The following is an 18,334-nucleotide window of genomic DNA, read 5'->3' on the forward strand; positions in this document are numbered from 1 at the left end:
GATCCAGTGCCAATTGCCCGCGGCATTTTCGCCATGCGGACGTCCGCAGTTAAACTGCTCCCTCGGGTCTTCTTTTTTTATCAGGCTTCCAGGCTGTGCTGGAGAAGTCCTGTCAGATAATCGGCCATGACCCTTTGGCCGACATCGTCTGCGATGAGATCGTTGCGGACCTCGATCATTACATTGCGCAGGCCGTTCGAAAGCCCGTGCAGGATCAGCGTGTGGGTCACGCCATCCTCGGGCCCGTAAGGCTGGTTGCGTTCAGTCCTGTAAAGCGGCGCATCGGCCGCGGCATCCAGCATGCGGTCGGCGAGCCGGCTGTCCTCGTCGTGCAATATGCCGAGTTCGACGGCGCGTTCGCGGCCGTGATAGACCGGCGTGAAGCTGTGCATCGTCACGATGACGGTATCCTGCCCCCTCGCCCGCCGGTCGCGGATCAGTCCGCGGATGGCATCATGGAAAGGCACATAAAGCGCATCGGTGCGCGCAAGGCGCTCTTCGTCGGTCAGATCCTTGTTGCCGGGAATGGCGTAGATCTCGCTAGTCTCAGGCATGGCGCCGGGCGAACTGGGCGGCCTGTTGCAGTCATAGACGAGCCGGGAAAATCGCTGGTAGACGAGCGTCGCGTCGAGCGCGTGCGATACGCCGCGGGCCACCGCCAAAGCCCCGGGATCCCAGGCGATGTGGCTCGACAGCGCCTCCGCGGGCAGGCCGAGATCACCGAAACGGGCGGGAAGCGTTTTCGAGGCATGCTCGCAGACGAGCAGCACCTCGCTCCGTCCGCCGGCGCGTTCGATCCCGACGCAATCGCCGTCCGCTTCGCTGAGGATTTTCGGCCGGGCCAGCACCAACGGCGCCACTCCTATCCCTTAATGAAAGCTTTACAGAAAAGAATTCTTCAGCTTTTAGCGACTGTCAAGCATCCGCTGAAAATTTCTTTTCATGACAGTGGTTGACATGGATTGTGACAGCGTTGTTAAATTTGGTCGGAGGAGTGGCGCCAGACCACCCCCGGGGAGCAAGATCAGTGACCACCGCGTCGAAGACGGTTTCGGACGTCATACATTCGCATCTCGGCGTGTTGACGCGTGCCGAGAAGCAGTTGGCGGAAAGCCTTCTCGACAATTATCCGGTTTCCGGCCTCGGCAGCATCACCACGATCGCGGAGAATGCCGGCGTCTCGACGCCGACCGTCGTGCGCATGGTGCAGAAGCTCGGCTTCAAGGGCTATCCCGACTTTCAGGCGCGCCTGCATCTGGAGGTGGAGGCGACGATCTCCAACCCGATCGCCAAGCACGACCGCTGGGCCCAGAACGCGCCGGGCACCCACATCCTCAACCGCTTCGCCGATGCGATCATGGGCAATCTGCGCCAGACGCTGACCGATCTCGACACCGCGACCTTCGACAGCGTCGCCACGCTGCTGTCGGACCGCAAGCGCGGCCTCTATTTCGTCGGCGGCCGCATCACCGGCGCGCTGGCCGAGTATTTCTTCACCCACATGCAGGTCATCCGGCCTGCAACGACCCTGCTGTCGTCGAATTCCAGCAGCTGGCCGCAATATGCGCTCAACATGAATGCCGGCGATATCCTGATCATCTTCGACATTCGCCGCTACGAGCAGGAAATGGTCAGCCTTGCCACCGCTGCCCGCAAGCGCGGCGCCGAAATTGTTGTCTTCACCGACCAATGGGGCTCACCGGCCGCCAAACTCGCCCGCCACGCCTTCCGCGTCCGGATCGAGGCACCGTCGGCCTGGGATTCCTCCGTCGTTACCCTGTTCATCGTCGAGGCGCTGATCGAAGCCGTCCAGAATTCGACCTGGGACGAGACAAAGGAACGCATGAAGACATTGGAGGGGCTGTTCGAGCAGACCAAACTCTTCCGCAAACCGGGTTAGGAGGACAAGACAAAGAGGGAGAAAAACAATGGCGGATTTTTGCGGAAATAGACCGCGCTGTCGCAAATGGAACATCTGTCACAAGCGCCCGCTATTCATGCAAAATCACCGTCACGTAGCCGTCACACAAGCTTCATGTAAGCTCATTAACAGCATCGCCAGACACTGAAAACCCGAAGGAGAACAACAGTGATCTCTAACATTTCTCGACTCCTGTCGCTTTCTACTGCGATGATCGTGGCTTCGACCGCGATTGCCGCTGCAGAACCGAGCGCAGAACTTATCGCTGCCGCCAAGAAAGAAGGCACGCTGACCACAATCGCCCTCCCGCACGACTGGTGCGGCTATGGCGACGTCATTGCCGGCTTCAAGGCCAAATATGGCCTCGAGGTCAACGAGCTGAACCCGGATGCCGGTTCGGGCGACGAAGTCGAAGCCATCAAGGCCAACAAGGGCAACACCGGCCCGCAGGCTCCTGATGTCATCGACGTCGGCCTCTCCTTCGGCCCGTCCGCCAAGAAAGACGGCCTGATCCAGCCTTACAAGGTCTCCACCTGGGATTCGATCCCGGATACGGCCAAGGATCCGGAAGGCTATTGGTACGGTGACTATTACGGCGTTCTTTCGTTCCTCGTGAACAAGGACCTCGTCAAGCAGTCGCCGGCCGACTGGGCCGATCTGAAGAAGAGCGACTACGCAAACACCGTTGCGCTCGCCGGCGATCCGCGCACCGCCAACCAGGCTGTCCAGGGCGTCTACGCCGCTGGTCTTTCCGCATCGGGCGGTGACGCAGCCAAGGCAGGCGAAGAAGGCCTGAAGTTCTTCGCCGAGCTGAACAAGGCCGGCAACTTCGTGCCGGTTGTCGGTAAGGCTGCTCCCTTCGCGCAAGGCTCGACGCCGATCATCGTCGCCTGGGACTACAACGCCTTGTCCTGGGGTCAGAGCCTCAAGGGCAATCCTCCGTTCGAGGTCATCGTGCCGAAGACGGGCGTCGTTGCTGGTGTCTACGTCCAGGCGATTTCCGCCTTCGCTCCGCATCCGAACGCTGCCAAGCTCTGGATGGAGTATCTTTACTCCGACGAAGGTCAGCTCGGCTGGCTGAAGGGCTACTGCCACCCGATCCGCTTCAACGATCTTGCCAAGAACAACAAGATCCCGAAGGATCTGCTCGACAAGCTGCCGCCGGCAGCAGCCTATGAAAAGGCTGTTTTCCCGACGCTCGAAGAGCAGGCTGCAGGCAAGGAAACCATCACCAAGAACTGGGATTCCGTCGTCGGCGCCAGCGTCAAGTAATATTCGATCCTGCCTCCCCGCCTCAGGGCGGGGAGGTTTTTTTCTCACTCCGATGCCCCAGGATGAGCTTTTCATGAGCACGGTTTCAACGCCTATGGTGAGCAGCGCCCCCTTGATCAACAGAGACCGCGTGATCGACTGGCTGGGCATTGCACCTTTCATTATCTTTTCGCTGCTGTTCCTGATCATCCCCACGCTTTATCTGGTGGCGGGCGCGTTTCTGACGCCCGAGGGTAACTTCACGCTGAAGAATATCGGCGATCTCTTTACCCCGTCGATCATGAGCGCTTACTGGATCAGTATTCGCGTCTCCGTAGCGTCGGCTCTCGGCGGCGCGTTGATCGGCTTCTTCCTCGCGTGGGCCGTGGTGCTCGGCGGCCTGCCGAATTCGGTGCGCTCGACGCTTCTGACCTTCTCCGGCGTCGCGTCGAATTTTGCCGGCGTGCCCCTCGCCTTCGCCTTCCTCGCAACGCTCGGCCGCACCGGCCTCGTGACGGTTTTCCTGCGCGAATGGTTCGACTTCAACCTTTACAGCACCGGCTTTAATCTGCTGTCCTTCTTCGGCCTCACCATCACCTATATGTATTTCCAGATCCCGCTGATGGTGCTGATCCTGACGCCGGCGCTCGACGGCATGAAGAAGGAATGGCGCGAGGCCTCTGAGATCCTGGGCGCCACCAACCGCCAATACTGGACGATGGTTGCCCTGCCGATCCTGTGGCCGAGCCTGCTCGGCACGACGCTGCTGCTCTTCGCCAACGCCTTCGGCGCCATCGCCACCGCCTTTGCACTGACCGGCAGTTCGCTGAACATCGTACCGATCCTGCTCTATGCCCAGATTCGCGGCGACGTCCTGCACAATGCCAATCTCGGTTATGCCATCGCGCTCGGCATGATCGTCATAACAGGCGTCTCCAACGTCCTTTACCTCATGCTGCGCATGCGCGCCGAACGGTGGCAGAAATGAAAGCTCAACGCCTCGGCGCCTGGATCGCCATTATTCTGGGCGCATCCTATTTCGTCATTCCACTAATCGGCACGATCGAGTTTTCGCTGCGCATGCGCCGAGGCGAATATAGCTTCGACGCTTACCAGTCGGTCTTTTCCGATGCCCAGTTCCGCGAGACCTTCGGCTACTCCATGCTGATGGCGCTTCTTACCATCGTCTTCGGCATGCTGCTCGTCGTTCCCACCGCCTACTGGGTGCGGCTGCGCCTGCCGCAGATGCGCCCCGTCGTCGAATTCATCACGCTGCTACCGCTCGTCATCCCGGCGATCGTCATCGTCTTCGGTTATCTCAGGATGTACAATTCGTCGTCCTACTTGCCGTTGACGGGTTCGACGACCGGCACCAACGTCCTGCTGGTGTTCTCCTACATCACGCTGTCCCTGCCCTATATGTATCGCGCCGTCGACACCGCCATGCGCGCCATTGACGTCCGCACCCTCACGGAAGCGGCAGAGAGCCTCGGCGCGCGCTGGACGACCATCATGTTCCGGTGCATTTTCCCCAATGTCATGAGCGGTGTGCTCTCGGGCGCCTTCATCACGCTGGCGATCGTCATGGGCGAATTCACCTTCGCCGCCCTGCTCAACCGTCCGGCCTTCGGCCCCTACCTGCAGCTTGTCGGCGCCAACAAGGCCTACGAGCCTTCGGCGCTCGCCGTCATCGCCTTCTCGATCACCTGGCTCAGCATGGGCCTGCTCAACCTCGTTTCCCGCTTCGGCAAAGCCCGCCCGGCAAAGGCTTAAGGTAACCGGCTCATGTCTTTTCTCACACTGAACAACATCCAGAAATCCTTCGGCCCGGTGCAGGTCGTCAAGAACTTCAACATGAACATCGAGAAGGGCGAGTTCGTCTCCTTCCTCGGACCGTCGGGCTGCGGCAAGACGACCGTTCTGCGCATGATCGCCGGCTTCGAGACGCCGACCGGCGGCACGCTGAGCATCAACGGCAAGGACCAGAGTTCGCTGAAACCGAACCAGCGCAATATCGGCATGGTCTTCCAAGCCTATGCGCTATTTCCGAATATGACGGTGCACGACAACGTCGCCTTCGGCCTGAAGGTCGCCGGCGCCTCCAAGCCTGAGATCGACGCCCGCGTCAAGGAAATGCTCGGTCTGATCAAGCTCGACCATCTGGCCGACCGCTTCCCCTATCAGATGTCGGGCGGCCAGCAGCAGCGTGTCGCGCTGGCCCGCGCGCTCGCCGTCAAGCCGCAGGTACTGCTGCTCGACGAGCCGCTGTCGGCCCTCGATGCCAAGATCCGTGTGTCGCTGCGCGAGGAAATCCGCCAGATCCAGCAGCAGCTCGGCATCACCACGGTTTTCGTCACCCATGACCAGGAAGAGGCGTTGTCGATCTCCGACCGCATCGTCGTCATGAATGCCGGCAAGGCCGACCAGATCGGTTCGCCCTTCGAGATCTACAATACGCCGGCGACGCGCTTCGTCGCCTCTTTCGTCGGTACGCTGAACCTCATCGAGGCCAAGGTCGTCGACCCCGACGCCAACCTCATCCAGATCGGGGATCAGCAAATCACGTTGAAGCAGTCAGTCGCAGCCCATAAGGCCGGCGAGACCATCTCGCTGGCGCTACGCCCGGAAGCGGGCTCGCTCTCCGACACAGCCAGAAGCGATACGGCGCTGACCGGCCAGGTCGTCTCGGCTCACTTCCTGGGGTCGGTCATCCGCACCCGCATGAATGTCGGCGGCAATGTCATCTCCTTCGACATGTTCAACAGCCCTGGCGTCACCCCGCCGCAAGCCGGCGAAACCGTGACGCTGCGTTTCATGGCAGCTGATCTGCTCATCATTCGCGATTGATATTCGCGTGTCGCGGATGCAAAAAGGCGCCGTTTTGCGGCGCCATTTTGCATCGTCCTGATGAATGGGATCGTTCAGCGGATCGCCCGATCGTCGGCATCGAAACGATGCACGCGCGCCTGATCCGGCGTGACGTAGACGATCTCATCGGGCTCGTATTGGTGTTCACCGAAGAGGCGTGCCGTCAGCAGGCCGCACTGGTCGGATTCGAGATAGATGATCGTGTCGGCGCCGAGATGCTCGACATGCACGACTTTCGCCGCCCAGCTCCCCTGCTCACGCGACAGAGTCATGTGCTCGGGACGCACGCCGATCGTCTTGGCGCTATGATCGCCGACCTTCTCGCCGGCGATGAAATTCATCTGCGGTGAGCCGATGAAGCCGGCGACGAAGACATTGGCCGGGCGGTTGTAAAGTTCCATAGGCGAGCCGATCTGCTCGATCGCGCCGGCATTCAGCACGACGATCTTGTCGGCAAGCGTCATCGCCTCGACCTGGTCGTGGGTGACATAGATCATCGTCGCCTTCAGGCTGCGGTGCAGCCGGGCGATTTCGAGACGCGTCTGAACGCGCAGCGCCGCGTCGAGGTTCGACAGCGGCTCGTCGAACAGGAAGAGCTCCGGTTCGCGCACGATGGCCCGGCCGATCGCGACGCGCTGGCGCTGGCCACCTGAGAGTTCGGCCGGCCGCCGCGCCAGATACGGCGCGAGCGACAGCATGCCGGACGCCTTGCTGACGCGTTTGTCGATCTCATCCTTGGCCGTGCCGGCCTGCTTGAGGCCGAGCCCCATATTGTCCTTGACCGTCAGGTGCGGATAGAGCGCATAGGACTGGAACACCATGGCGATGCCCCGCTTGGCCGGCGGCGTCAGTGTCTCGTCGCGGCCGTTGATAATGACGGCGCCCGAGGTGACGTCCTCAAGGCCGGCGATGCTGCGCAAGAGCGTCGACTTTCCGCAACCCGAGGGGCCGACGAAGATGACGAATTCACCGTCCTTGACCTCGAGGTCGATGCCCTTCAGCACCTCATGCGTACCATAGGTCTTGCGGATGGATTTGAGTTGAAGCGATCCCACTGATTTTTCCTTACAATCTGACCGGCTGGCCGGTGCGCACGCTCTCGTCGGCGGCAAGGCAGATGCGCAGCGACGCCACCGCATCCGCCATATGGCGATCGAGGTTCAGATCCTCGCGGATCGCCCTCAGCATGAAGGCCTGTTCCAGGTCGCAGAGCGCCTGATGACCAGGCTCGCCCGTCATCCTCATGTCCTGGTCGGGCCGGATGAACTTGCCGTCCGGGCCGGTTTCGGCCGTATGCAGACGGATCACGGAAGTTTTGGTGTGGGTGTCGATATCGTCGGACTTGGCGTTCGGATCCATGACGATCGACACCGCGCCCTTCGGCGACATCACGTCCTTCACGAAGAAGGCGGTCTCCGAAATCATCGGCCCCCAGCCAGCCTCGTACCAGCCGACCGAACCATCCTCGAAGAGCACCTGCAGTTGACCGTAATTGTACATGTCTGCGGCGATCTCATCGGAGAGGCGCAGCCCCATGCCGCGCACCTCGACGGCCCTGGCATCGGTGATCTGGCACATAACGTCGACATAATGCACGCCGCAATCGACGATCGGCGAGGTCGTACGCATCAGCGACTTGTGCGTCGCCCAGGTCGGGCCGCTGGACTGCTGGTTGAGGTTCATGCGGAAGACGTAAGGCGGGCCGAGTTTGCGCGCCTCCTCGATCAGCTTCGCCCAGGACGGGTGATGACGCAGGATATAGCCGATCACCAGCTTGCGCCCCGCTTTCTTCGCCGCCGACACCACCCGCTCGGCGTCGGCGACTGTGGTCGCCAGCGGCTTCTCCACGAAGACATGGCAGCCGGCCTCGAAGGCGGCGACGGCATAGTCGGCATGGCTGTCGGAATAGGTGTTGATCGAGCAGAGATCCGGCTTCAGTTCGGCCAGCGCCGTCATGAAATCGGGATGAACCGTATAGGCCCGCAGTTCGGGCTCCAGCTTCGCCGGGGAGCGGTTGACCAGACCGATAATCTCGAAACCTGGATCGTTGTGATAGGCAAGCGCATGGCTGCGGCCCATATTGCCGAGGCCGGCGACGAGAACGCGGATCGGTTTTTCCTGGCTCACTTGACGGCTCCCGAGGTGATGCCGCGGATAAGCTGCCGCGAGAAGATGACGTAGAGGATCAGGATCGGCAGGATCGCCAGCGACAGCGCTGCCAGCACCGCATTCCAGTTGGTGACGAACTGGCCGATGAAGATCTGCGAGCCGAGCGTCACGGTCTTGGTGGCCTCGGCGGGCGCCAGGATCAGCGGGAACCAGAGATCGTTCCAGATCGGGATCATGGTGAAGACCGCGACCGTCGCCATGGCCGGCCGCACCAGCGGTAGAACCAGGCGGAAGAAGATCGCATATTCGGAAAGCCCGTCGATGCGCCCGGCGTTCTTCAGATCGTCCGAGACCGTGCGCATGAATTCCGACAGGATGAAGATCGCCAGCGGTATGCCCTGCGCGGTATAGACGAGGATCAGCGCCGTCAGCGTATTGACGAGGCCGGCCGCCACCATGCCCTGCAGGATCGCCACCGTGCCAAGGCGGATCGGGATCATGATGCCGATCGCCATATAGAGCCCGAGCAGCATATTGCCGCGGAAGCGGTATTCCGATAGCGCGAAGGCGGCCATGGCGCCAAAGAGCAGCACCAGCAGGATCGAGACGATGGTCACGATGAAGCTGTTCTGGAAATAGGTGGCGAAATCGCCCTGCCCCAGCACCGTCTGGTAACCGACCAGGCTGAAGGTCGACGGCGTCGGAATCATCAGCGGCTCGCGGAAGATCGAGGCGCGATCCTTGAACGAGTTGACGATGGTCAGGAACACGGGAAACAGCGCGACCAGTGTGTAGGCGCTGAGCGCCAGATGCACGAGGCCGGTGCGGATGGGAGATGTGCGTGCCTTGGACATGCGCGCTCCTCAGAACTGGTAGCGACGCATGCGCCGCTGGATGACGAAGAGATAAAGCGAGACGCCGGCGAGGATGATGAGGAACATCACGGTGGCGATCGTCGCGCCCATCGAGCGGTCGCCGAGCTGAAGCTGGAAACCGAAGAAGGTGCGGTAGAGCAGCGTGCCGAGAATATCGGTCGACATATCGGGCCCTGCAAGCGCCCCCTGCACCGTGTAGATCAGGTCGAAGGCGTTGAAATTGCCGACGAAAGTCAGGATCGAGATGATGCCGATTGCCGGGAGGATGAGCGGCAGTTTGATCTTCCAGAACTGGGCCCAGCCGGTGATGCCGTCGCATTCGGCCGCTTCGATCACCTCTTCGGGAATGCTGAGCAGCGCGGCATAGATCAGCATCATCGGAATGCCGATATATTGCCAGTTGGAGATCAGCGACACGGCGATCAGCGCCGAGCCGGGCTTGCCGAGCCAGGGCGCGAACAGGAATTTGAGCCCGATGAGATCGAGCATCCAGGGTGCCACGCCCCAGATCGGCGAGAGGATCAGCTTCCAGATGAAGCCGACGATGACAAAGGAAAGCAGCGTCGGCAGGAACATCGCCGTGCGGTAGAAGGCCACACCGCGCAGCTTCGGCACCGAAAGCAGGGCGGCGAGCGCAATGCCGATCGGGTTCTGCACGCACATGTGGATGGCGAAGAAGATCAGGTTGTTGACCAGGCCGTTCCAGAAATCATGCGCCCAGCGCGGATCGCCGAACAGCACCTTGAAATTCGCAAGTCCGACGAAGGCTGGCTGCCCGTCGACCGTATTGTAGAGCGAAAGCCTGAGCGTTTCGATGAGCGGTAGCACCATGACGGCGGAATAGACGATCACCGCGGGCAGCATGAAAACGAAGATGTGCCAGCGCACCGGGCGCTTGATCGGGACGATGTCGGCCGCGTTGTCGGTTTGGCTCATGGCGTTTGCCTGTTCTCGTCGACTGGCCGCAATCGTGCGGACGCAGATGGAAGATGTTGCGCCTCACCCGAACTCTCTGCCGACCGGGAGAGAGGCAATGCCCTGCTGGGATGCTAAATCGAGCTGAGAGGTCGCTGCGAGTCTCCTTCTCCCCGCAAGCGGGGAGAAGGTGGCCGGCAGGCCGGATGAGGGGCTGCAAACGCCGCCCCTGATCACATCACTTGGTCGGCTTGTACCAGCTGTCGAGGCCCTTCTGGAGCTTTTCGGCAGCGACCTTCGGCGTGTCTGTGCCGTTGATCACGTTGGCCGATTCGACCCAGGTCTCGTTTTCGAGGTTCGGCGTGCCGCGCGACAGGATCTGGTAGGTCGAGCGCACGGTCGACTTGTACGGGCCGCGCCAGGAGACGAACTCCTGAGCGAGCGGATCGGACATCTTCACCGGCTTGGAGTTCAGGCTGAAGAAGCCCGGCAGCGCATTAGCGTAGATATCGGCGAATTCAGGCGAAGCCACCCAGCTGAGGAACTTCTTGGCTTCCTCGGCATGCGTGCTCTTCGCGTTCAGGGCGACGCCGATATCGGGATGGTCGGAGATGTAGCCCGTGTCGCCGGCCTTCGGAACCGGCGGCGGGAAGGCGCCCATCTTGAACTGCGCCTGCGTGTTGAAGAGCGCGATTTCCCAGGAACCTGCCGGATAGATCGCGGCGCGGCCGAGCGTGAAGAGGTTCTGACTGTCGGAATAGGTCTGGGCTTCGAAGCCGTCGCCGAGATAGGGCTTCCACTTGGCAAGCTCTTCATAGGGCTTGACCCATTCCGGATCGGTCAGCTTCTGCTTGCCGGCGATCAGCGCTTCGCGGCCCTCTTCGCCCTTCCAGTAGTTCGGGCCGATGTTCTGGTAGCCCATGGTCGCGGCTTCCCAGAGGTCTTTCGTGCCCATGGCAAGCGGAATATAGGTGCCGTCGGCCTTGATCTTGTCGAGTGCTGCGAAGAACTCGTCTTCCGTCTTCGGCACCGAGATGCCGAGCTTATCGAAGGCATCCTTGTTGTAGATGAAGCCGTGAATGACCGAGGCCATCGGTACGCAGAAGGTCGACTTGCCGTCGTCGGTGGTCCAGGCGGCCTTGGCGACGGCTGAGAAATTCTCCATGCCCGGCAGGCTGGTGATGTCCACGAGTTGCTTCTTGTTGAAGAGTTCCAGCGAAGCGTCGAACGGACGGCAGGTGATGATGTCGCCTGCGGAGCCGGCATCGAGCTTGGCGTTCAGCGAGGCATTGTATTCGGTCGGCGCGGTCGGCGAGAAGACGATCTTGATGCCCGGGTTTTTGGCTTCGAAGGCCGGAATGATCTTTTCCTGCCAGATCTGCAGGTCGTCGTTACGCCAGCTTTCGACCGTCAGCGTGACATCGGCGGCATGCACGAGACCGGCTGACGTCAGCAGGCTGGAGGCAAGCAGCAAGCTTTTCAGAGCAGTGTTTTTCATTTCCCTCTCCTGTGTTTTGAGCGCCGCAAGGCGCTGTTTTCGATCTGAAACAAGCAATTGGTGTGCTTGAGGAAACACCCAACGCCTCTTGGAGGGCCGCCAGCACCTGCCGGCCCCGAAAGCTCGACGGACGCAAAGGCGGGATCGCTTGCGGCCGGACTGCGCGCTGCCCCATCACCTGCATCGGGCGCGGCAAAATCGATCGGGAAAAGCTGATGGATGCTGAACTTCGCCACCGGCCTGACAGGCGGCGGGTCGTTCTCAATCATCTTCGAAGCGGTTCCAACTTGGCTTTGCTGCCGGTTTTCGTTGGCTTCGATGTGCTGTTCCCTTTTACCGAATTAAGGCCAAAAAAATACCAATTGTCCAGTCGATTTTAACTTTTCGCACTCCAAAAATTCATTAAAAAATTTTAATCAATAAAATCAACACGATAAAAAGGCAAATTTTCTCCACCTTTCCCACTTGGTAAATGGTATTTTTTTGGTATTGTATTAAAAAACACGGGGAACGGCATATTCGGAGGCCCGATGACGGAGCTTGCAATCGGCATAGACGGTGGCGGAACCAGCTGCCGGGCCGCGGTCGCAGACAGAAACGGAAATATCATCGGCCGCGGCAAAGCAGGCCCGGCCAATATCCTGTCCGACCTGGAAAACTCTCTTCTCAACATCGTCGAATCTGCCCGGCAGGCGCTGCGCGATGCCGGGCTTGCAGATGAAACAATCTCCTCTGTCGCTGCTGTCGTCGGTGTCGCCGGCGCCAATGTCACGGATTACGGCGAGCGAATCGAGAAGGCCCTGCCCTTTGCCGAAGGCCGGGTCGTCACCGACGCGCTGATTGCCCTGCAGGGTGCGCTTGGTGACGACGACGGCATCGTCGGCGCCTTCGGCACCGGCTCGGTCTATAATGCCCGCAGGAATGGCCGGCTGAACGGCATTGGCGGCTGGGGCTTCGTCGTCGGCGACCAGGCGAGCGGCGCCCGCCTCGGCCGCGACCTCATGGAACGATCACTGCTTGCCCATGACGGTGTGCGTCCGGCTTCTGCGATCACCGAAGCGCTGATGACCGAATACGGCAACGACCCTGAGCGCATCGTCGAATTCGCGCATTCGGCAAGACCGACGGATTTTGCTCGCTATGCGCCCATTGTCTTCGAGCATGCGGCCAAAGGCGATGCCGTCGCGGTCGGAATCGTCACGGATGCGGCAGCGGCGATCGGCGAAAGCCTTGACGCACTGCTCTGGCCCGAATGCCCGTCGATCTGCCTGCTCGGCGGCCTTGCCGGAGCCTATGAGCCGTGGCTTTCCGAACGTTACAGATCGCGGCTTGCCAGCCCCAAGGGCGATGCCCTGCAGGGTGCGGTGGAACTCGCCGTCAAGCTTTTGAACGACCGGCAGAGAGGGGCGGCATGACCGACGACCTCGCTACCCTCCTGTCCCTGCAGCGCCTGCAGGCAGCCGGCACCGGCCCGCTCTATGTCAAGCTGCGCCGCACCCTCGAAGAGGCCGTGCGCACCGGCACGCTCGGTCACGGCGATGCGCTGCCGCCGGAACGCGACATCGCCGAATTTGCCGCCGTCAGCCGTGTCACCGTGCGCAAGGCGATCGACGAACTCGTCGCCGACGGTCTCTTGGTGCGCCGCCACGGCTCCGGCACCTTCGTCGCCAAACCGGTTTCCAAGGTCGAGCAGCGCCTGTCGCAGCTCACCTCCTTCACCGAGGACATGGCGCGCCGAGGCATGACCTCCCGCTCCGAATGGCTGCACAAGGGTGTCCACACCCCCTCGCCCGACGAGATGATGATCCTCGGCCTCGGCACCGACGTGAAAGTTTCGCGCCTCTCCCGCCTGCGCATTGCCGATGATCAGCCGCTGGCAATCGAGAATGCCAGCGTCTCCGGTGAATTCCTGCCCGATCCGTCCGTCGTCACCAATTCGCTCTACGCCGAACTCGAACGCCTCCAGGTCCGCCCGGTGCGCGCCGTCCAGCGGATTTCGGCCACCAACATGAAGGAAGCCGACGCCCAGCTTCTCGGCGTCCCCGCCGGCGCCGCCGGCCTGTCGATTGAGCGCATTTCCTATCTCGGCTCCGGCCGCGCCGTGGAATTCACCCGCTCGCTCTATCGCGGCGACGCCTATGATTTCGTCGCCGAACTGACGATCGGGGTGACATAGCGGCTTGAGCTTATCCAAATTATACGTATATCCGGATATCGAAGGCTGGAAACCTATCATGGCTCGGACCACGTCTCTGGAATTTCAGCGAAAATTCAGCGAATTTCAGCGTCAGGCGCAGCATGAGCCCGTCGAGATTACCTGTCATGGCCGATGCGAATTCGTGCTGATGTCGGCCGAGCACTATGATTGGCAGAAAGCGGCCTCGCAACGAGCGCACAAAACCGCCGACGCCTCGCCCGTCGTCATCGATGCCATCGAGAAAGCTGAGATGGATGCTGCAAGCTGCTGACATAAAGCGTTGTCGAGCAGAAGCGAGTTCACTCGCTCCCTTTCCAGACCGCGAGTTCGCCCTCGTTCATAGGCGCGAAAAAGTCCGGCCCATTTCCAGTAACTTGCCCCTTGAGCAGGCCGACTTTGAAGGGAGACCGTCCAATCGGAATGATCTTCACCACGGGCTTGCGCCCCCTGGCGATCACCACGTCCTCACCGGAAAGAGCGGCATCGATCAATTTCGATAGATTGGCCTTTGCCGCCCGGATGGTCACTTGCATTGCGGCCTCATTTGCAAACTTGGCTTAAGAATGCCATCCCATCGTCATTTCCGCTATTGAATTCAAACAGTCTGACCGCGGTAATTATCGAGCCGTATCAAAAGCATGATCCCGGAAACTGCTGACAAAGTCCGCCAACTTCTCCTTCGTCATGCTCGGGCTTGTCCCGAGCATCTGCCTCCGGTCGATAGGGCAGCAGATCCTCGGCACAAGGCCGAGGATGACGCCGAGTAACCACATTTGTCATCAAATTGCGCCGGGAAGTGAACACTTCTCGGCTTGCCATTCATTCAATCGATCTCTGAATACGGCGCCTCAAGCGACTACGAAGACTCGGCAATTATGCCGCGTCCTCGATCTCGTCGTCCGCCTTGCGCGGCACGTAGTTGAGCACCGGTCCGAGCCAGCGCTCGACTTCGGAAATCTCCATGCCCTTGCGCTTGGCATAGTCTTCCACCTGATCGCGCTCCACCTTGGCGACCCCGAAATAATAGGAGTCGGGGTGGCCGATATAGAGACCCGAGACGGATGAACCTGGCCACATCGCGTAGCTTTCCGTCAGCTTCACGCCTGCGGTATGTTCCGCATCGAGCAGCTTGAAGAGCGTCTTCTTCTCCGTGTGATCCGGCTGCGCGGGATAACCGGGCGCCGGGCGGATGCCGGCATAGGCCTCGCCGATGAGGTCCTCGTTGCTAAGGTGCTCATCCCTCGCATAGCCCCAATATTCGCGCCGCACCTGCTCGTGCATGCGCTCGGCGAAGGCTTCGGCGAAACGGTCGGCCAGCGCCTTGACGAGGATCGAGGAATAATCGTCATTGGCGCGTTCGAACCGTTCGGCGATGGCGACCTCCTCGATGCCGGCCGTCACCACGAAGCCGCCGACATAATCCTGCACGCCGCTTGCAACAGGCGCGACGAAGTCGGAAAGCGCCACATTCGCCCGCCCGTCCCGCTTCGACAGCTGCTGGCGCAGGGTGTAGAAGGTGGCAAGCTCGTGGCTGCGGCTCTCGTCGGTAAACAGGCGGATATCGTCGCCGACGGCGCCGGCCGGCCAGAAGCCGATGACGGCGCGCGGACGGAACCACTTCTCGTCGATGATCTTCTTGAGCATGGCCTGGGCGTCGGCCCAGAGCGCACGCGCCGCCTCGCCCTGTTTCTCGTCCTCGAGAATGGCGGGGTAGCGGCCGCGCAGTTCCCAGGTCTGGAAGAACGGCGTCCAGTCGATGTACCGCGCAAGCTCGGCCAGATCGTAATCCTCGAACACCCGCGTGCCGAAGAATTGCGGCTTCGTCGGTTGGTAAGCAGACCAGTCCACCTTATGGGCATTTTCGCGAGCCCGCGGCAATGGCAGGCGCACCTTCTCGGCTTCGCTGCGGGCATGAGCGGCCGCCACCTTGGCATATTCGGCCCTTACATCGTCGACATAGCCCTGCCGCGTTTCCGGCGAGAGCAGCGCCGAGACGACGCCGACAGCGCGGCTCGCGTCAGTGACATAGATCGCCTGGCCCTTGTTGTAGCCGGGATGGATCTTGACCGCCGTGTGCACACGGCTGGTCGTCGCTCCACCAATCAGCAGCGGGATCTCGAAGCCCTGCCGCTCCATTTCGGCCGCGACATGCACCATCTCGTCCAGCGACGGCGTGATCAGGCCGGAGAGACCGATGACGTCGACCTTCTCGGCGATCGCCGTTTCCAGGATCTTCGTCGCCGGCACCATGACGCCGAGGTCGACGATCTCGTAATTGTTGCAGGCAAGCACGACACCGACGATGTTCTTGCCGATATCGTGCACGTCACCCTTGACCGTCGCCATCAGGATCTTGCCGGCCGACTGGCGATCGTCGCCGCCTGTGAGGCGCTTTTCCTCTTCCATGTAGGGCAGCAGCACGGCGACCGCCTGTTTCATCACGCGCGCCGACTTGACCACCTGCGGCAGGAACATCTTGCCCGAACCGAAGAGATCGCCGACGACGTTCATGCCGGCCATCAGCGGCCCTTCGATGACATGCAGCGGCCGGGCGGCCTGCTGGCGCGCCTCCTCGGTATCGGCTTCGATATACTCTGTAATACCGTTGACCAGCGCATGCTCAAGGCGCTTCTCGACGCTCCATTCGCGCCAGGAAAGGTCCTGGATCCGGCCTTCCTTGGCTCCGGCGCCGCGGAAGCGCTCGGCCACTTCCAGCAGTCGCTCGGTGCTGTCGGGACGGCGGTTCAGCACCACGTCCTCGCAAGCCTCGCGCAGTTCGGGGTCGATGTTGTCGTAGACGGCAAGCTGGCCGGCATTGACGATGCCCATGTCCATGCCCGCCTGAATGGCGTGGTAGAGGAACACGGCGTGCATCGCTTCGCGCACCGGCTCGTTGCCGCGGAACGAGAAGGACAGGTTGGAGACGCCGCCTGAGATATGGACGAGCGGCATGCGCTCGCGGATCGTCCGCGTCGCCTCGATGAAGTCGACGCCGTAATTATTGTGCTCTTCGATGCCGGTCGCGACCGCGAAGATGTTCGGGTCGAAAATGATGTCCTCCGGCGGGAAGCCGATCTTTTCCGTCAAAAGCTTATAGGCGCGGGTGCAGATCTCGACCTTGCGGTCGTAATTGTCGGCCTGGCCCGTCTCGTCGAAGGCCATGACGACGACGGCAGCGCCGTAATTGCGCAGGAGCCTCGCCTGGGCGAGGAAATTCTCCTCGCCTTCCTTCAGCGAGATCGAGTTGACGATCGGCTTGCCCTGGACGCGCTTCAGGCCGGATTCGATGATCGAGAATTTCGAACTGTCGATCATCACGGGCACGCGGGCGATATCCGGTTCCGCGGCGATCAGATTGAGAAACTCGACCATCGCCTTTTCGGAATCGATCAGGCCCTCGTCCATGTTGATGTCGATCACCTGCGCGCCGTTCTCGACCTGGTCGCGCGCGACATCGAGCGCTGCGGTGTAATCGGCATTGGTGATCAGCTTGCGGAACTTCGCCGAGCCGGTGACGTTGGTGCGCTCGCCGACATTGACGAAGGGAATGTCCTTGGTCAGTTCGAAGGGCTCGAGGCCCGACAACGACATGAAGGGACGATGCTCGGGAATCGAACGCGGCTTATATTTGGCGACGGTCTCGGCGATCGCCCGAATATGTTCGGGCGTCGAGCCGCAGCAGCCGCCGACGATATTGACGAGGCCTTCGCGGGCGAAGCTGTCGATCTGCGCCGCCATCAGTTCCGGCGTTTCGTCATACTGACCGAACTCGTTCGGCAGGCCGGCATTCGGATAGGCGCAGATGAAGGTGTCGGCGGCGCCGGAAAGTTCCTGCAGATGCGGGCGCATCGCATTGGCGCCGAGCGCGCAGTTGAGGCCGATCGTGAAGGGATTGGCGTGGCGCACCGAGTTCCAGAAGGCCGACGGCGTCTGGCCGGACAGCGTGCGACCGGAAAGGTCGGTGATCGTGCCGGAGATCATCACCGGCAGGCGCACGCCCTTGGCCTCGAAGCGCTCCTCGCAGGCGAAGATCGCCGCCTTGGCGTTCAGCGTGTCGAAGATCGTTTCGATCAGAATGATGTCGGCGCCGCCGTCGATCAGGCCGTCGATCTGCTCGCCATAGGCAGAGCGCAGATCGTCGAAGGTGACGGCGCGGAAACCGGGATTGTTGACATCGGGCGAGATCGAGGCGGTGCGGTTGGTCGGGCCGATGGCGCCGGCGACGAAACGGCGGCGGCCGTCCTCGCGCTCGGCGCGGATTGCCGCGCGGCGCACGATTTCCGCGCCTTCTTTGTTCAGCGCATAGACCTCGCCTTCCATCTGGTAATCGGCCTGCGCGATGCGGGTCGAGGAGAAGGTGTTGGTCTCGAGAATATCGGCGCCGGCCTTGGCATATTTGTAATGGATCTCTTCGATCGCATCCGGCTGGGTCAGGATCAGAAGGTCGTTATTGCCCTTCTGATGGCAGGCGCAACCGATGAAGCGGGTGCCGCGGAACTGGTCTTCGTCATAGCCGAGCCCCTGGATCTGCGTGCCCATGGCGCCGTCGAGGACGAGGATGCGCTCGCTGGCGGCTTTGCGCAGCGCTGCGAAAACTTCACTGCCGTCACGTTTGCCCGTTTCCGGACCAAAGAGAGTATCAAACACGGGAGGGCTCCTTGACGTCATAAGACCAGACAATCCAAATCACATAAAGATAT

The 18,334-nt window shown here is 61.2% G+C and carries 16 protein-coding genes; 8 read left to right on the forward strand and 8 right to left on the reverse strand.

The genetic code is table 11. From position 1 onward, the window contains the following. Positions 1 to 80: 80 nt before the first annotated feature. The gene (locus tag AMC88_RS14830; RefSeq protein ID WP_041683702.1) at positions 81 to 851 is read right to left on the reverse strand and encodes an N-formylglutamate amidohydrolase; all 771 of its coding nucleotides are present in this window, start codon (positions 849 to 851) and stop codon (positions 81 to 83) included. 176 nt (positions 852 to 1,027) lie between these two features. Between AMC88_RS14830 and AMC88_RS14835 the strand changes: the two genes are divergently transcribed. The 5 genes from AMC88_RS14835 (at position 1,028) to AMC88_RS14855 (ending at position 6,019) form a co-directional block, all read left to right on the forward strand. Further along, a complete protein-coding gene (locus tag AMC88_RS14835; protein WP_041683703.1) occupies positions 1,028 to 1,900 on the forward strand; it encodes a MurR/RpiR family transcriptional regulator in 873 nt (290 codons plus the stop codon). Positions 1,901 to 2,089: 189 nt separating this feature from the next. Then, positions 2,090 to 3,193 (forward strand): ABC transporter substrate-binding protein, encoded by a 1,104-nt coding sequence (locus AMC88_RS14840; protein ID WP_012484539.1) that lies wholly within the window; start codon positions 2,090 to 2,092, stop codon positions 3,191 to 3,193. A gap of 73 nt (positions 3,194 to 3,266) precedes the next feature. Then, complete coding sequence (locus tag AMC88_RS14845) at positions 3,267 to 4,160, forward strand: ABC transporter permease (RefSeq protein ID WP_004668498.1); 894 nt, start codon at positions 3,267 to 3,269, stop codon at positions 4,158 to 4,160. Next, positions 4,157 to 4,945 carry an ABC transporter permease gene (locus AMC88_RS14850; protein WP_004668496.1) on the forward strand — a complete coding sequence of 263 codons (789 nt, stop codon included), beginning with the start codon at positions 4,157 to 4,159 and terminating at the stop codon, positions 4,943 to 4,945. The genes AMC88_RS14845 and AMC88_RS14850 overlap by 4 nt, the downstream gene beginning before the upstream one ends. 12 nt (positions 4,946 to 4,957) lie before the next feature. Further along, a complete protein-coding gene (locus AMC88_RS14855; RefSeq protein WP_012484540.1) occupies positions 4,958 to 6,019 on the forward strand; it encodes an ABC transporter ATP-binding protein in 1,062 nt (353 codons plus the stop codon). A gap of 74 nt (positions 6,020 to 6,093) precedes the next feature. Here the strand turns inward: AMC88_RS14855 and AMC88_RS14860 are convergent, their stop codons facing one another. The 5 genes from AMC88_RS14860 to AMC88_RS14880 form a co-directional block, all read right to left on the reverse strand. Continuing rightward, positions 6,094 to 7,095: an ABC transporter ATP-binding protein gene (locus AMC88_RS14860; RefSeq protein WP_012484541.1), complete on the reverse strand. Its 1,002-nt coding sequence runs from the start codon at positions 7,093 to 7,095 to the stop codon at positions 6,094 to 6,096. A gap of 10 nt (positions 7,096 to 7,105) precedes the next feature. After that, positions 7,106 to 8,167 (reverse strand): Gfo/Idh/MocA family protein, encoded by a 1,062-nt coding sequence (locus tag AMC88_RS14865; protein ID WP_012484542.1) that lies wholly within the window; start codon positions 8,165 to 8,167, stop codon positions 7,106 to 7,108. Continuing rightward, entirely contained in the window at positions 8,164 to 9,003 is an 840-nt protein-coding gene (locus AMC88_RS14870) for a carbohydrate ABC transporter permease (RefSeq protein ID WP_012484543.1), read from the reverse strand. Before AMC88_RS14870 ends, AMC88_RS14865 begins: the two co-directional genes overlap by 4 nt. Before the next feature lie 9 nt (positions 9,004 to 9,012). Next, a complete protein-coding gene (locus AMC88_RS14875) occupies positions 9,013 to 9,960 on the reverse strand; it encodes a carbohydrate ABC transporter permease (RefSeq protein WP_012484544.1) in 948 nt (315 codons plus the stop codon). A 217-nt stretch (positions 9,961 to 10,177) separates the two neighbouring features. Next, a complete protein-coding gene (locus AMC88_RS14880; RefSeq protein ID WP_012484545.1) occupies positions 10,178 to 11,437 on the reverse strand; it encodes an ABC transporter substrate-binding protein in 1,260 nt (419 codons plus the stop codon). A gap of 530 nt (positions 11,438 to 11,967) precedes the next feature. On the opposite strand from AMC88_RS14880, the gene AMC88_RS14890 reads away from it, so the two are divergent. Genes AMC88_RS14890 through AMC88_RS14900 form a run of 3 tightly spaced genes read left to right on the forward strand, consistent with a single transcriptional unit; the run spans position 11,968 to position 13,905 of the window. Next, positions 11,968 to 12,852 carry a glucosamine kinase nucleotide-binding domain-containing protein gene (locus AMC88_RS14890; RefSeq protein ID WP_012484547.1) on the forward strand — a complete coding sequence of 295 codons (885 nt, stop codon included), beginning with the start codon at positions 11,968 to 11,970 and terminating at the stop codon, positions 12,850 to 12,852. Then, positions 12,849 to 13,613 (forward strand): GntR family transcriptional regulator, encoded by a 765-nt coding sequence (locus AMC88_RS14895; RefSeq protein ID WP_012484548.1) that lies wholly within the window; start codon positions 12,849 to 12,851, stop codon positions 13,611 to 13,613. Before AMC88_RS14890 ends, AMC88_RS14895 begins: the two co-directional genes overlap by 4 nt. A gap of 58 nt (positions 13,614 to 13,671) precedes the next feature. Next, positions 13,672 to 13,905, forward strand: a complete 234-nt coding sequence (locus AMC88_RS14900) for a type II toxin-antitoxin system prevent-host-death family antitoxin (RefSeq protein WP_016733630.1) — start codon at positions 13,672 to 13,674, stop codon at positions 13,903 to 13,905. Between the two features lie 28 nt (positions 13,906 to 13,933). On the opposite strand, the gene AMC88_RS14905 is transcribed toward AMC88_RS14900, so the two are convergent. Then, the gene (locus tag AMC88_RS14905) at positions 13,934 to 14,167 is read right to left on the reverse strand and encodes a type II toxin-antitoxin system Phd/YefM family antitoxin (protein WP_010017092.1); all 234 of its coding nucleotides are present in this window, start codon (positions 14,165 to 14,167) and stop codon (positions 13,934 to 13,936) included. Positions 14,168 to 14,507: 340 nt separating this feature from the next. Beyond that, positions 14,508 to 18,281 (reverse strand): methionine synthase, encoded by a 3,774-nt coding sequence (metH, locus tag AMC88_RS14910; RefSeq protein ID WP_041683704.1) that lies wholly within the window; start codon positions 18,279 to 18,281, stop codon positions 14,508 to 14,510. Between the last annotated feature and the right edge of the window lie 53 nt (positions 18,282 to 18,334).

Source organism: Rhizobium phaseoli (assembly GCF_001664385.1).
Taxonomy (GTDB): Bacteria; Pseudomonadota; Alphaproteobacteria; order Rhizobiales; family Rhizobiaceae; genus Rhizobium; species Rhizobium phaseoli.

What these genes read in the sequence shown, in the direction of transcription:
- AMC88_RS14855 (WP_012484540.1), top strand. Translation starts at nt 4,958, where the DNA reads ATGTCTTTTCTCACACTGAACAACATCCAGAAATCCTTCGGCCCGGTG.
- AMC88_RS14880 (WP_012484545.1), bottom strand. Translation starts at nt 11,437, where the DNA reads ATGAAAAACACTGCTCTGAAAAGCTTGCTGCTTGCCTCCAGCCTGCTG.
- AMC88_RS14870 (WP_012484543.1), bottom strand. Translation starts at nt 9,003, where the DNA reads ATGTCCAAGGCACGCACATCTCCCATCCGCACCGGCCTCGTGCATCTG.
- AMC88_RS14905 (WP_010017092.1), bottom strand. Translation starts at nt 14,167, where the DNA reads ATGCAAGTGACCATCCGGGCGGCAAAGGCCAATCTATCGAAATTGATC.
- AMC88_RS14900 (WP_016733630.1), top strand. Translation starts at nt 13,672, where the DNA reads ATGGCTCGGACCACGTCTCTGGAATTTCAGCGAAAATTCAGCGAATTT.
- AMC88_RS14895 (WP_012484548.1), top strand. Translation starts at nt 12,849, where the DNA reads ATGACCGACGACCTCGCTACCCTCCTGTCCCTGCAGCGCCTGCAGGCA.
- AMC88_RS14845 (WP_004668498.1), top strand. Translation starts at nt 3,267, where the DNA reads ATGAGCACGGTTTCAACGCCTATGGTGAGCAGCGCCCCCTTGATCAAC.
- AMC88_RS14890 (WP_012484547.1), top strand. Translation starts at nt 11,968, where the DNA reads ATGACGGAGCTTGCAATCGGCATAGACGGTGGCGGAACCAGCTGCCGG.
- AMC88_RS14875 (WP_012484544.1), bottom strand. Translation starts at nt 9,960, where the DNA reads ATGAGCCAAACCGACAACGCGGCCGACATCGTCCCGATCAAGCGCCCG.
- AMC88_RS14850 (WP_004668496.1), top strand. Translation starts at nt 4,157, where the DNA reads ATGAAAGCTCAACGCCTCGGCGCCTGGATCGCCATTATTCTGGGCGCA.